Origin of the sequence: Stutzerimonas sp. R40042, assembly GCF_026642215.1 — a bacterium.
Lineage (GTDB): Bacteria > Pseudomonadota > Gammaproteobacteria > Pseudomonadales > Pseudomonadaceae > Stutzerimonas > Stutzerimonas frequens.
Genome location: NZ_CP113258.1, coordinates 2,792,245 through 2,805,301, shown reverse-complemented (window position 1 = coordinate 2,805,301; position 13,057 = coordinate 2,792,245). Strand labels below are relative to the sequence as shown.

The 13,057-nt window shown below is 64.2% G+C and carries 15 protein-coding genes; 6 read left to right on the top strand and 9 right to left on the bottom strand.

The window, feature by feature from the left end; genetic code table 11:
- Positions 1 to 125 precede the first annotated feature (125 nt).
- The 3 genes from OUY36_RS13145 to OUY36_RS13135 all read right to left on the bottom strand — a co-directional run bounded on the left by OUY36_RS13145 (position 126) and on the right by OUY36_RS13135 (position 2,918).
- Positions 126 to 884 (bottom strand): helix-turn-helix domain-containing protein, encoded by a 759-nt coding sequence (locus OUY36_RS13145; protein ID WP_267934608.1) that lies wholly within the window; start codon positions 882 to 884, stop codon positions 126 to 128.
- Between the two features lie 76 nt (positions 885 to 960).
- Entirely contained in the window at positions 961 to 2,349 is a 1,389-nt protein-coding gene (locus tag OUY36_RS13140; protein WP_110776596.1) for an adenylate/guanylate cyclase domain-containing protein, read from the bottom strand.
- Between the two features lie 251 nt (positions 2,350 to 2,600).
- Positions 2,601 to 2,918, bottom strand: coding sequence for an Mpo1-like protein (locus tag OUY36_RS13135; protein ID WP_267934606.1), 318 nt, complete (start codon positions 2,916 to 2,918; stop codon positions 2,601 to 2,603).
- A gap of 125 nt (positions 2,919 to 3,043) precedes the next feature.
- On the opposite strand from OUY36_RS13135, the gene OUY36_RS13130 reads away from it, so the two are divergent.
- Together OUY36_RS13130 and OUY36_RS13125 are read left to right on the top strand one after the other, a co-directional pair.
- Complete coding sequence (locus OUY36_RS13130) at positions 3,044 to 4,057, top strand: AraC family transcriptional regulator (RefSeq protein WP_253752003.1); 1,014 nt, start codon at positions 3,044 to 3,046, stop codon at positions 4,055 to 4,057.
- A gap of 80 nt (positions 4,058 to 4,137) precedes the next feature.
- Positions 4,138 to 5,061 (top strand): DUF808 domain-containing protein, encoded by a 924-nt coding sequence (locus tag OUY36_RS13125; RefSeq protein WP_267938173.1) that lies wholly within the window; start codon positions 4,138 to 4,140, stop codon positions 5,059 to 5,061.
- Here OUY36_RS13125 and OUY36_RS13120 read toward each other — a convergent pair whose 3' ends face one another.
- On the bottom strand, positions 5,062 to 6,513 hold the full coding sequence (locus OUY36_RS13120; protein ID WP_063540460.1) for a TrkH family potassium uptake protein: 1,452 nt from the start codon (positions 6,511 to 6,513) through the stop codon (positions 5,062 to 5,064). It abuts the gene before it with no gap.
- A gap of 188 nt (positions 6,514 to 6,701) precedes the next feature.
- On the opposite strand from OUY36_RS13120, the gene OUY36_RS13115 reads away from it, so the two are divergent.
- Positions 6,702 to 7,073, top strand: coding sequence for a YkgJ family cysteine cluster protein (locus tag OUY36_RS13115; protein WP_063540459.1), 372 nt, complete (start codon positions 6,702 to 6,704; stop codon positions 7,071 to 7,073).
- A 91-nt stretch (positions 7,074 to 7,164) separates the two neighbouring features.
- Positions 7,165 to 7,728, top strand: a complete 564-nt coding sequence (locus OUY36_RS13110; RefSeq protein ID WP_267934605.1) for an NAD(P)H nitroreductase — start codon at positions 7,165 to 7,167, stop codon at positions 7,726 to 7,728.
- On the opposite strand, the gene OUY36_RS13105 is transcribed toward OUY36_RS13110, so the two are convergent.
- The 5 genes from OUY36_RS13105 to OUY36_RS13085 form a co-directional block, all read right to left on the bottom strand.
- Positions 7,722 to 9,080 (bottom strand): sensor histidine kinase, encoded by a 1,359-nt coding sequence (locus OUY36_RS13105; protein WP_267934604.1) that lies wholly within the window; start codon positions 9,078 to 9,080, stop codon positions 7,722 to 7,724. The genes OUY36_RS13110 and OUY36_RS13105 overlap by 7 nt on opposite strands.
- Positions 9,081 to 9,173: 93 nt before the next feature.
- Positions 9,174 to 9,587, bottom strand: coding sequence for a Spy/CpxP family protein refolding chaperone (locus OUY36_RS13100; RefSeq protein WP_125867839.1), 414 nt, complete (start codon positions 9,585 to 9,587; stop codon positions 9,174 to 9,176).
- A 157-nt stretch (positions 9,588 to 9,744) separates the two neighbouring features.
- Positions 9,745 to 10,422: a response regulator transcription factor gene (locus OUY36_RS13095; protein ID WP_125867838.1), complete on the bottom strand. Its 678-nt coding sequence runs from the start codon at positions 10,420 to 10,422 to the stop codon at positions 9,745 to 9,747.
- Positions 10,423 to 10,434: 12 nt separating this feature from the next.
- Positions 10,435 to 10,821, bottom strand: a complete 387-nt coding sequence (locus tag OUY36_RS13090) for a hypothetical protein (RefSeq protein ID WP_267934602.1) — start codon at positions 10,819 to 10,821, stop codon at positions 10,435 to 10,437.
- A gap of 73 nt (positions 10,822 to 10,894) precedes the next feature.
- On the bottom strand, positions 10,895 to 11,194 hold the full coding sequence (locus tag OUY36_RS13085; protein WP_003294265.1) for a YciI family protein: 300 nt from the start codon (positions 11,192 to 11,194) through the stop codon (positions 10,895 to 10,897).
- 344 nt (positions 11,195 to 11,538) lie between these two features.
- On the opposite strand from OUY36_RS13085, the gene OUY36_RS13080 reads away from it, so the two are divergent.
- Together OUY36_RS13080 and OUY36_RS13075 are read left to right on the top strand one after the other, a co-directional pair.
- Positions 11,539 to 12,405, top strand: coding sequence for a PHP domain-containing protein (locus OUY36_RS13080; protein WP_063540453.1), 867 nt, complete (start codon positions 11,539 to 11,541; stop codon positions 12,403 to 12,405).
- Positions 12,406 to 12,418: 13 nt separating this feature from the next.
- Complete coding sequence (locus OUY36_RS13075) at positions 12,419 to 13,042, top strand: L-threonylcarbamoyladenylate synthase (RefSeq protein ID WP_267934599.1); 624 nt, start codon at positions 12,419 to 12,421, stop codon at positions 13,040 to 13,042.
- The last annotated feature ends 15 nt before the right edge of the window (positions 13,043 to 13,057 follow it).

Here is a 13,057-nt window from a genome sequence, read left to right as displayed (position 1 = left end):
TCCGGGCGCTGCGCACCGGCCAGATTGTGGATGGATCGAACGCGAAATGTTCATGGGGTTGTCGTTGCCTGCAATTGCAGTTGAAGGCCCCATGCTAGACCGCGACGGTGTGCCAGTCTGTCGCGTTACTGCCGGGTTTTATCGCGAAACTCGCGTCGCGACGCTCGTGGCGTACAGCCCCGTTCTCGGACCAGCGCGGCGGTGAAGGCGCTTTGCGAGCTATAGCCCACCCGCGCGGCGATCTCGCCGATCGGCAGGTGGGTCTCGTGCAACAGCTTCTCGGCGTGGTGCAGGCGGCGTTGACGTACGTAGTCGATCGGTGTGTGCCCGGTTTCCTCGAGCAGCCGTGCGTGCAGGCGCGCAGCCGAAAGGCCAGCGACCCGCGCAAGGTCAGTGACTTGCAGCGGATGCGCCAGATGTCGGTCGATGAAGGCATCGATCGCCGCCAGCCCGAGCGTTCGGCCGCCACGCGGCTGCACTGGCTCCCCGGCCAGGCTGGCCAGCAAGAGGACGCCACCCTGTTCGGCCACCAGTGGATCGTTGATCGGGCCGTTGGCCAGCCAGGTAATGATGTTGCACTGAGCGGGTGTCAGCTGCAGGGTGTTCGGTCGGTCCAGCAGGCGCAGGCTGTGCTCGGTGTGGCGGCCCAGGTGTTCACTCACCCAGCGCTCGGATGGAACGTCCAGCACCAGGCAGCGACTGCCCTTGGTGCTCGAGCAGGCGTGATGCACTGCTGAGGGAATCACTGCCAGGCGCTGTTCGCCGACGCAGCTACCGCGCCCGGCAATCTCGAATTCCAGCAAGCCATCCAGGCCGAATACCAGTTGCGGATGGTCATGGGTATGCGCGATGAGATCATGGCGATAGTTGCGCAGCGAAAGCATGAAGCTGGGTCTCGTGGGGGCAGGCATCGCAGAATGCGGAGCCTGCGGAAAACGGCCAGAAGCTTGTCTCAGGTAATCAGAGGATGACCTTGTCGCGAAGTTTCTCGGCAGCCTGCTGCAGGGCCTGGATGACTCGCTCTTTGTCGAAGTTCTGCACGCCATTGGTGTCGAGATACATGGAAAAGCCCGGCAGTTCGTGTTCGACGAAACTGCAAGTGGCGCCCAGGTCGCGACGGAAGTCGACCACCTGATAGATCTGTACCGGGCGGGAGAAGCCCTTGACCGCGATCTGGCCCTTGTCGCGGCACATGATCACGTCCTTGATCAGCGAGTAGGTCTCGTGCGAGACCAGAATCTCGCTGGCCTCGGCAGCGCTTTCCAGGCGGCTGGCGAGGTTCACTTCGCGGCCAATGATGGTGTAGTCCATGCGCGTATCGGCGCCGAAGTTGCCCACCGTGCAGTAACCGGTATTGATGCCCATGCGGATCTCCATCGGGCGCGTGATGCCCTGCGCGCGCCATTGCTGACGCAGCACCTTCATGTGCTTGCGCATGGCGATGGCCATGGATACCGCGGCCACTGCATCCTTCTTCGCGCCCTGGCTGGTTGGGTCGCCAAAGAACACCATGACGCAGTCGCCGACGAATTTGTCGATGGTGCCGCCGTACTTGAGGGCGATCTTCGACATCTCGTTGAGGTAGTTGTTGAGCAGGTCGGTGAGGGCTTCGGCTTCCAGCTCTTCCGACAGTTCAGTGAAGCCCTTGATGTCGGAGAAGAATACGGTGAGGCGTTTACGTTGGGTCTCGAGGCGCACGCTGCGCTTGCCGGTAAAGATCGATTCCCAAACCTGCGGCGAGAGGTACTTGGCGAGGTTGCGGGCGAGGCGGGCGGCCTTGGCCTGTTCCGTTTCGATCTCCTTGCGTGCCTGGGCCAGGCGTTGGCCCTGTTGATGAACGAAATAGGCCGTGGCGCAGACGTAGAAGGTGGTGAAGAGGATGCTGACCAGCGAGACCAGTGGCGGTGTAGTGCCCTGGTAGGTCAAGGGCAGCAGCAGGTAACCGGCCCCGAGTCCGATCACGACGCACACCAGTGCCAGCGTCAGGTTGCGCAGGCTGCCGATGACCAGCGCGCTGAAGCTGAGGGTGAGCAGGAACATCAGACTGGGTACGACCGAGAAACCGAGCAGGTAAATGCCGGCGCCGGCGTTCAGCGCATCCAGGCAAAGCAATGCCTGCGAGGTCCGCTCGGGATGGTCGCGCTTGAAACGGTAGCTCAGGTGATAGGCCAGGTGTGGGTAGAGCAGTGCGTACGGCACCATCCACAGCAGGTCTATCGAGAAGTATTGGGTGTAGGTTCCGGCAGCAAGCGTGGCGGCGCAGGCCAGGTAGGCGAGCACACGAGAGTAGTACTCGCGTAACGGGCGAGTTGCGAGGCCATTGCGGCGCTCAACCGTGCTGGAAGTCATGTGTGCTTACGATCCCTGGTAATGATTCGACGCCTTTTTCTATGCGCCTTGCAGGCTGAGGCGGGGGTCGTCGCACGCACGATCTGCTGTGAGACGGTTGTCGAGCTGCGCTCAGCCTTGCCATTGCGCAGCCCGCTCGGCGGTCAGCGGCTGCGCGATAGCCGGGTGATCATAACCAAGCGGCGCAGCATCGCCAAACCAGAGGTCGAAAAGAATGGTGGCATCGGTCGGATATGCTGCCACCGTCGCACTCAGAAGCGGATTCGGCCGGTCAGCATGTCCCTGAACATGACCCAGTCGCCGAGAAAACTGTACAGCGGGTACTGGAAGGTGGCCGGGCGGTTCTTCTCGAATATGAAGTGGCCGACCCAGGCGAAGCCGTAGCCGGCCAGCGGCATCGCCAGCAGCCATGCCCATTTTCCGGTGGACAGGGCGTAGCCGAGGATCGTCAGTACCAGCAGGCTGCCGACGAAGTGCAGCCGGCGGCAGGTCGGGTTGCTGTGCTCGGCCAGGTAGAACGGGTAGAAATCGGCAAAGCGGGTGAAGCGTTCGGCGGTTTGCGTTTTCATGGCGTACCTCCTGTTATTGTCGTCGGCCAGCTTAGCCTTGCCTTGTCCGGCCGGTCAGTGACAATCAGGGCCAGTTTAGTAGCCTTGGGCTTCGTAGCCCGATCATTCGAAGAACAAGAAGCCTCATGAGCGAACGCACCACTTCATCCAGTTGGGCGCAGGGCATCGTCCAGGCGCTGGAGTCGGCAGGCGTAGACTGCCGGCAGCTGTTCACAGAGCTAGGCCTGGACTACGCGGCCCTCAACGATGCCGACGCCCGTTTCGCCCAAGACGACATGACTCGTCTGTGGCAGCGCGCCGTGGAGGTTTCCGGCAACCCGGCGATCGGCCTGGACATGGCCCGCCAGGCCCGCCCGGCTGCATTGAACGTGGTGGGCTACGCCCTGATGTCCAGTCGCAATCTGCAGGACGGCTTCGCCCGTCTGGTGCGCTATCAGCGAATCATCGCCGAGGGGGCTGATCTGGACTTCCAACCCTGCGCCCAGGGCTACCGACTCAGTCTGACCATCCACGGCGATCGCCTGCCGCCTGCCCGGCAAAGCGCCGAGGGCTCGCTGGCCGGCTGCCTGACGTTTTGTCGCTGGTTGACCGGTACCGCCTTGCGGCCGCTGGAAGTCAGCTTCCAGGGCCCGGCACCGGATGATCTGGAGCCCTATCGGCAGCTGTTCCAGGCCCCGCTTCGTTTCGGCGCAGCACGCTACGCGCTGCTGTTTCGCCAGGCTGACGTCGAAGCCCCGCTGCCGACGGCCAACGAAGCCTTGGCGCAACTGCATGACCGCTTTGCCGGCGAATACCTCTCGCGCTTCGTCGATACGAGGGTGATGCACCAGGCTCGGCAGATGCTGTGCCGGATGCTGCCGCAAGGCGAACCCCGGCGCGAGACAGTGGCGCAGGCGCTGTGCCTGTCCGAGAGGACCCTGCAGCGCCGCTTGCAGGAGGAAGGCAGCAGCTTCCAGAAGTTGCTCGACGATACGCGCCGCGATCTGGCGGTACAGTACCTTTGCCAACCGGATCTGGCGCCTCTGGCGATCGCCTATCTGCTCGGCTTCGCCGATCCGAGCAACTTCTATCGGGCCTTCAAGCGCTGGTTCGGGGTGACGCCAGGCGAATACCGTCTGGCTCTGCGAGGGCATGCCTAGGAACCTGTTCTGGCGTACATAGCCTTATCTACGACGGGCCGCTACGGCTGCGAAACATTTCAACCGATGGAGACATGCAATTGGCCAGCAGCCTGCTCGCACTGATCGACGATATCGCGACCGTGCTCGACGATGTGTCGGTAATGACCAAGGTCGCGGCGAAAAAAACCGCGGGGGTACTGGGCGATGACCTCGCGCTCAACGCCCAGCAAGTCACTGGCGTCAAGGCCGATCGCGAGTTGCCGGTGGTCTGGGCAGTGGCCAAGGGTTCGTTTCGCAACAAGGCGATTCTGGTGCCTGCGGCGCTACTGATCAGCGCGTTCATCCCCTGGGCGATCACGCCACTGTTGATGCTGGGCGGCGCGTTCCTCTGCTATGAGGGCTTCGAGAAGCTCGCGCATCGTTTCCTGCATCACGATGACGCCAGCCAACATGCCGAAACGGTAAGGGCCCTTGCGGACCCCTCGGTGGATATCGTCGCGTTCGAAAAACGCAAGATCAGTGGCGCTGTGCGTACTGATTTCATCCTCTCGGCCGAGATCATTGCGATCACCCTCGGAACGGTCGCGGCTGCGACTTTCACGCAGCAGGTGCTGGTGCTGGTGGGCATCGCCATCGTCATGACCGTAGGGGTGTACGGGTTAGTGGCCGCGATCGTCAAGCTGGACGATCTCGGACTGGCACTGAGCAGGACATCCAGCGGCGCGGCCAGCGCCTTCGGGCGCGGCATCCTCGTGGTCGCGCCCTGGCTGATGAAGGCCTTGTCAGTAGTCGGCACGGCCGCGATGTTCATGGTCGGCGGGGGCATTCTCACCCACGGCATCGGCGCTGTTCATCATTTCATCGAAAGCAGCGCCCATGATGCGCTCGGGCTGCCCTATGTCGGCGTGGTACTCGGCGGACTGCTGCCGACGCTGCTCGATGCGGCGTTCGGCATTCTGGCCGGCGGTGTGGTGCTTGCGCTGGTAAGCCTCGGCGGGCGGCTGTTCAGGCGCAGCAGCTGATCAGTGCCGCCAGAACGCGGGCGTCAGCAGCACCAGGACGGTGATGATTTCCAGCCGTCCGAGCAGCATGCCAATCGACAGTAGCCATTTCGCGGTGTCCGGCAGCGTCGAGAAGTTGCCGGCCGGGCCGATGATCTCGCCCAGGCCCGGACCGACGTTGCAGACGGCGGTTGCTGCGCCGGTCAGCGCCGTGATGGGGTCGAGCCCGAGCAGCGCCAGGCACAGCGCCAGCACGCCGATGGTCATGGTGATGAAGAATGAGAAGGTGAGGATCGAGCGAACGATTTCCTCGTCCAGGTTGTGTCCGTTGTATTGCTGACGGATGACCGCGCGGGGGTGGATCAGTTGCTTGAAGTTGGCGCGTAGCAGCGAGTAGGCCACCTGGAAGCGGAACATCTTCAAGCCACCCGAGGTCGAGCCCGAGCAGCCGCCGATGAAGGTCAGGTAGAAGAACGCCATCACCGCGAAACCACCCCACTGGGTGTAGTCATCCACGGCGAAGCCGGTGGTGGTGACCACCGATACCACGCTGAAGGTGACGATGCGCAGTGCATCCAGTGCCGGCACATCGTTGTTCAGCCAGTACCAGCCGCTGAACAGCAGGCTCGTGATGGCCAGCATGAGCACGAACCCGCGCACCTGTTGGTCCTTGAGCAGCGCAGTGCGATGGCCGCGCAAGGTCATGACGTACAGCGTGAACGGCAGGCTGCCGAGGATCATGAAGAAGACTGCGACCCAGTGGGCGGAGGGGCCGAACTTGCCCATCGAGGCGTCCGAGGTGGAGAAACCGCCGGTGGCGACGGTGGACATCGCATGGTTGATGGCATCGAAGGCGCTCATGCCGGTCAGCAGGAAGGCGATGAAGGCCGCAAGCGTGAAGGCCACGTAGATCATCAGCAGGTACTGGCCAGCAATATGCGAACGCGGCATGACCTTTTCCGACCAGTCGGAGGATTCGGTCTGAAACAGCCTCATGCCACCAACCCGCAGCAACGGCAGGATCGCGATGGCCATACCGATGAAGCCGATGCCGCCCAGCCAGTGCAGCAGCGAGCGCCACATGAGCAGGCCGGGCGAAGCATTGTCCAGCCCGGAAATTACCGTGGCGCCGGTGGTGGTGATGCCGGACATGGTTTCGAAGAACGCGTCGGAGTAGCTGACATGCTGGATCAGCATCAGCGGTAGCGCGGCGAAGCAGCACACCACCACCCAGCTGATGGTGGTCAGGAAGTACATGTCGCGTGGTCGCAGCTGGGTATTGGCCGGCCTGCCCGGGGCGACCAGCGCGAAACCACAGGAAAAGGTGATCAGGCTACCCCAGATGAACGCCTGCAGATCATCGGTGCGTTCGAATACGAGCAAGGTCAGCATGGGAATGATCATGCTCACGGCCAGCGTGATCAGGAAAATGCCGAGTATGAAACCGATGATGCGCAGAGTCGGCAAAGCCATGTAGGGGTGCTCGGCACGGTGGGGAAGAGGGCGGACATTCTACCCGCGTCGTTGCCGCAGTAAACCGCTCGGCGGTTGCGCGAAAAATGTTTTCGCGGCGCGCTCGAGGCCTCTTCCCAAGCGCATTGGCATGAATAGAATAGCCGCCCGGGCGCCGGCCCATTCCGGTCTCTGGGTGTTCACCTCTCATGTCCATCGACAATCCCTGCCTCACGTGCGGCGCCTGCTGCGCGTACTTTCGTGTGTCCTTCTATTTTGGTGAATGCGTGTCGGCGGGCGGCGCGGTGCCCGACCATCTGACTGTCCAGGTATCGCCGTTCCATGCCGCCATGCTCGGCACCGACAGCAAACCCGCGCGCTGCGTTGGCCTGCTCGGTGACGTCGGTTGTGGGGTCCGTTGCAGCATGTACGAGCAGCGTTCGAGCACCTGCCGCGAGTTCGAGGCCTCCTGGGAGAACGGCGAGCACAATCCGCACTGTGATGCCGCCCGTGCTGCCCATGGCCTGCCACCGCTGGTGCCGCCGCTGCAGCCACATCTGTCGCCGGATCGGGTGGCCTGAATCGGGAGATAGACTGAACTGTCGGCCAGCCATCACTCGCGACAAGGCGGCAACTGCCTCTAGAATGTCCGACCGCCTTAGGAGGTAATGGATGGACGCTCTGGATCTGCTGCTCAACCGCGTTTCGGTCACCCGCCTGTGCGAACCGGCTCCAACCGCCGATCAGCTTGACCTGATGTTCCGTGCCGGACTGCGCGCTCCGGACCATGGTCAACTGCACCCGTGGCGCTTCCTGATCATCGAAGGTGATGCCCGCCACAAGCTCGGCGAGCTGTTCGCCGAGGCCCTGCGTGTGCGCAATACCGATGCTGCCGAGGAGGCGTTGCAGAAGGCGCGCAACATGCCGTTGCGGGCACCGATGCTGGTGCTGGTGATCGCCAGCGTGAAGCCACATCCGAAGGTGCCTGATGGCGAGCAGGTACTCGCTGCCGGCTGCGCGGCGCATGGTCTGCTGCTCGCCGCGCATGCCCAGGGCATCGGAGCGGTGTGGCGCACCGGGGAGTTTTCCTACGATCCGCGGGTGCTCGAGGGGCTCGGGTTGTCCGAGCAGGAGCGCCTGCTGGGCTTCCTCTATCTGGGCACACCGGAAGGACGCGTGCGCAGCGCGCCGGTTCTCGCACCCGAAGAGTTCGTCCAGCGTTGGACCGGTCAGTGAGACGCCAGGTCCTCTGAAGTCCTGCTCGCCACGCCAGTCAGCGGTAGATGCAGGCTGGCGACGAAGCCGCCGTCGGGGTGATTGGCCAGTTGCAGGCTGCCGCCGTGGCGCTCGGCAGCGCGCCTGGCGATGGCCAGTCCAAGGCCATGCCCGGCCGCGGTCTGGCCCGGAGCGCGAAAGAAGGGTTCGCTGAGCTGGGACAGATGCTCGTTGGCGACGCCGGGGCCATGGTCGCGAATGCTGATCACCAGATTCATACCGTCGCGCTGCGCGCAAAGCTCTACCGGCTCCCCCTCGGGATTGAAGCGCAGGGCATTGCGCAGCAGATTGTCCAGCGCACGCTCGAGCATATCCGGCCAGCCGGTGTACGAGACGTCGGGCTCGACACGACTGTCGATGCGTTGCGCCGGGGCAATGATCCGGGCGTTGTCCTTCAATTGCTCGAACATTTCGGACAGGTCGATGATGTTTGCTGCACCCGGCTCGGCATCCAGGCGTGAGAGTTCGAGAATTTCGCTGATCAATGCTTCCAGCCGGTCACATTCCTTGGCCAGACGTGGCCAGATCACCTCGCGTTCGCTGGGGGTGGCGCGTTCGGCCAGGCCCAGGGCAATGCGCAGCCGCGCCAGTGGCGAGCGAAGCTCGTGGGACACGTCGCGCAGCAGTTGGCGCTGGCTGCCGATCAGCGCCTGCAGGCGCGCACCCATGCGGTTGAAATCGCTGGCCAGCACACCGAGTTCGTCACGGCGTTTGGCCAGCCGAGCCAGGGATTGCTGCTGATAGGTCGTCTGGCCAAGGTCGTGCACCGCCCGGCGCAGGCGATCCAGCGGACGGGTGATGGAGAGCGTCAGCAGCAGGCTGAAACCGGTCAGTACCACCAGTGCGATGCCCAGTGCGCTGAGCGGCCAGGCCAGGCTGCCACGGTGCCAGGCCTGCAATTCCGGATGCGGGATGCGGTAGATGAACAGGTAGGTTTCGCCGCTGGTTGGGCTCGTATAGTCGGCCGTCAGGCGCCGCCAGGGCAGTTGTCGGTCACGGTTCTGATGACGGGCCTCGAAGGCCGCTGCCCGGGCCGGAAAGGTGCCACGGATGATCGGCTGGCCATTTTCCGCCAACACCTGCACATCGACCCGCGCGCGATGGCGGTGCTGCTCGAGCAGCCGCTGTGCGGCCTGCGGGCCCTGTCGTTCGTAGACTTCGGTCCAGGTCTCGGCCAGGCCCTGCAAGCCCGGGTGGCGGCTCAGAATCCAGGCATCCTGGTTCAACGCGTGGCCGAGCAGCATCGCCAGGCCGGCGACCAGGGCAATGGCCAGCCAGAAGGTTGCGAATATGCGCCAGAACAGTGATCGCACCGGGTCTCTCCACGGCGAAAGCCCGGCAGTTTCCGCCCATCACATTTGATTTGATGGGCGGAAACTGCCGGGCGGGCTTCAATGGACCGCGGATCAGTTCTTCTGATCGCGCTCGGCCTTCCACTTGAGGAACTCGGCGCGTTCGGCGCGCTTGTCTTCCATTTTCTTCAGGCCTTCATCGAAAGCTTTCTGCTGTTCCGGCTTGAGCAGCGCGCGCATGCTCTGGTGGGTCTTTTCGCGGCTGGCGTCCAGATCCTTCTGCATGGCCTGACGCTCGGCTTCCGGCAACTTGTCGAGGTAGCGCTGGGTGATCGCCTGGCGCTGCTTCATCTGTTCGCCCATCAGCTTGCGCATTTCGCGCTGCTGTTCCCTGGTCAGGTCCAGGTCCTGGAACATGTGCGGGGCTCTTTGGCCGCCATGGGGGCCGTCGTGCATACCGCCGGGCATGGCGAAGGCGAGGGTCGGCAGGGCAGCGGCGATGAACAGGGCTACGAGTGACTTGCGCATGAAGGAGCTCTCCTATGTATGGAAACCGGTCGTGCCGCAGCGGTATTGAAGAAGCTGGTGGCTGTTCGGTGACCGGATGAGTTCAGTCTACGTAGCGCAAGGTCAAGGGCGGTCAGCCCTGGGTAAAGCCTCGGTAAAGACGATCAGCCGATGCCGATCAGGCCGAGTAAAGATAGCCACGGCTGCGCAGGGCAACGATCCGCGGGCGACCGTCGGTGTGTGGGCCCAGCTTGCGTCGCAGGTTGCTGACATGCATGTCCAGGCTGCGGTCGTAGAGTGTGAGCTTGCGACCCAGTGCATGCTGGGCAAGGGCCTGCTTGTCGATCGGCTCGCCGGCCTGGGCCAGCAGCGCCTCGAGGATGCGGCCTTCGGACAGCGTCAGACTGATGTCATGCCCTCCGACATTGGCAACGCCGCGGGCTGGGCTGTAGCTGAGGTCGCCAAGCTCGAGCTGGCTGGGCTGCGCCGCCGGTTGGCTGCGGCGCAGCACGGCGCGCAGGCGCGCGGTCAGTTCACGCGGGTCGCAGGGCTTGGCCAGATAGTCGTCGGCACCGAGCTCGAGTCCGAGGATGCGGTCCAGCGGTTCGCCCCGGCCCGACAGCATCAGCACCGGCAGTTCCGGATGTTCGCTACGCAGCTGCTTGAGCAGTTCGAGACCGCTGCCGTCCGGCAGCATCACGTCCAGCACCACCGCGGCGGGCTGGTGCTGCGCCAACGCCTGCTTCGCGCTCTGCCCGTCATGGCAGGCGCGGGCGACGAAGCCCTCCTGTGCGAGCCAGCTGATCAGCAGCTCGCACAATTCCTGGTCATCATCGATAAGCAGTAATTCGCTCATGTTTGCCTGTACTCAGTTGAGCCACTGGCGCCGACGCCGGCTGCGCGTCACCAGCAGACCCAGAACGAAACTGCTGACACCGACGGCTCCACCTACCGCGAACCATTGCTGCTGCTCGTTCAGCAGCGCCGGCAGAACCTTCGACTGCTCGGCCTGCAGCTGCATGCGCAGTCGGCGGTTTTCCTCGCGCAGGCGCAGCAGCAGTGCCTCGGTGGTATCGCTGGCCAGGCGTGCCGCCTGGGGGGTGGGGTCGGTTTGCTGCGCCTCGGCCGGCGCGGATTCGTCGGGCTCGGTGGTTTCCAAAGCCGGAAGGGCCGGCTCGGTTGGCACTTCTTCAGCCTGCAGCGCTGGCGCCAGCAGGATCAGGGCAAGCAGCAGGGAAAGCGGTCGTTGACGCATCGGAACTCCTATTTCCTTACGAGGCCGTGGAAGCCCAACGGCCGGGCGGATTCGCTATCCCCGCTGTGTCGGCTCAGGGCAGCACTTTCTTGAAGGGCTTGACCACCACATTCACGTAAACGCCGGCGGCCTTGTATGGATCGGCGTCCGCCCACTGCTGCGCGGCTTCCAGCGAATCGAACTCGGCGACCACCAGGCTGCCGCTGAAACCGGCTTCGCCCGGGTCGTTGCTGTCGATCGCAGGGTGCGGGCCGGCGAGCACCAGGCGGCCCTCGTTCTTCAGCTGTTCCAGGCGCGCCAAGTGGGCCGGGCGGGTGGCGAGGCGGTCCTGCAGGGAGTTCGGTGCGTCGGTGGCGATAACGGCGTACAGCATGGTCGTTCCTCGTTCGCGTGGGTTGCGGCGGTAAAGGGAAATTTGCATCCACGCCGGGCAGCGCGGGCGTGTGCCGAGCCCGGCGTTGACGTCCGCAGGCCGGCAGCGCGGCATCATAGCAAACGGCGCCTGGCGGGAAACTGCCGAGACCGACGACGCATCGCACGGCAAGCGCCATCGGCTGTCGAAGCAGAAGGTTTCCCAGGGGCGGGCACCGTTGGCGCGAGCCAAAGCCCCGGCGCGGCGTTAGACTAGCCAGCCGTTCGCCCGCTCTGTCTTGCTCGAGCTGGGTTTTCGGACAGTTTTTTTCGAGGTGCCAGCACCTCACTGGAGTGCGCTACCTGATGATCGTCGATCTGCATTGCCACAGCACCGCCTCCGATGGCGTGCTGGCGCCCGCCAAGCTGGTGGAGCGCGCCCACGGGCGCGGCGTCCAGCTGCTGGCGCTTACCGACCACGACACCGTCGACGGCCTCGCCGAGGCGCGGACTGCCGCGCAGGCGCTGGGTATGCAGCTGGTCAATGGCATCGAGCTCTCGTGCCTGTGGAACGGGGCTACCATTCATGTATTGGGCTATGGGTTTACCACCGATGCGCCGGCACTGCAGCAGGCGATCGCGCAGCTGCACGAAGGGCGCTGGCGCCGGGCCGAGCAGATTGCTCAACGGCTCGAAGCGAAGGGCATGCCGGGCGCTTTGGAAGGCGCTCGGGCGATCCAGCAGGAGCTGGGTGACAGCGGCAACGCGCCGGCCCGCCCACATTTTGCGGAGTTCCTGGTGCGTGCCGGCCATGTGCGCGACCGTGCCGAAGCGTTTCGCAAGTGGCTCGGCTCGGGCAAGCTCGGCGACGTCAAGCAGCATTGGCCGAGCCTCGAGCAGACGGTTCGGACCTTGCGCGAGGCGGGCGCCTGGATCAGCCTGGCGCACCCGTGGCAATACGACTTCACCCGCAGCAAGCGGCGTCGGTTGGTGATCGATTTCGCCCAGGCCGGCGGTCATGCGCTGGAGGTGGTCAATGGCATGCAGCCGCTGGAGCAGGTTGGCGGTCTGTCGATCCTGGCGCGCGAGTTCGGCCTGATGGCCACTGTGGGCAGCGACTTCCACGCGCCGGGCGACTGGTCCGAGTTGGGGCTGTACCGCAACCTGCCGGAGGATCTGTCACCACTCTGGAGACATTTCGACCATGAGCGCCGCCTACCTGCTGCCAGCTGAACAGGGAGTTCCCATGAGCCAGTTCTTTCAGATCCACCCGGACAACCCGCAGCCACGCCTGATCAAGCAGGCCGTGGAGATCATCCGCAAGGGCGGGGTGGTGGTGTATCCCACCGATTCCAGTTACGCCATCGGTTGTTCGATGGGCAACAAGGCCGGCATCGAGCGCATCCGCCGGCTGCGCCAGCTAGACGACAAGCACAACTTCACCCTGGCCTGCCGCGACCTGTCGCAGCTGGGCCTGTTCGCCAAGGTCGACACCGCCGCCTTCCGCCTGCTCAAGGCGCATCTGCCCGGTCCCTACACGATCATTCTCACGGCGACGCGCGAAGTGCCGCGCATGTTGCTGCATCCCAAGCGCCGCACCATCGGCCTGCGTGTGCCCGCGCAGCCGATCGCCCAGGCGCTGCTGGAGGAACTCGGTGAGCCGCTGATGAGCGTTAGCCTGATCCTGCCGGGCGAAGAGCTGCCAATGAGCGATCCGTACGAGATGCGCGACGCGCTGGAGCATCAGGTAGACCTGATCATCGATGGCGGGTACGGTGGTCTGGAGGCCTCGACCGTAATCAGCCTGGTCGATGACCAGCCCGAGGTGGTGCGGGTCGGCTGCGGCGATCCCGAACCCTTCATGGCCTGAGCCTGGATGGCGAGT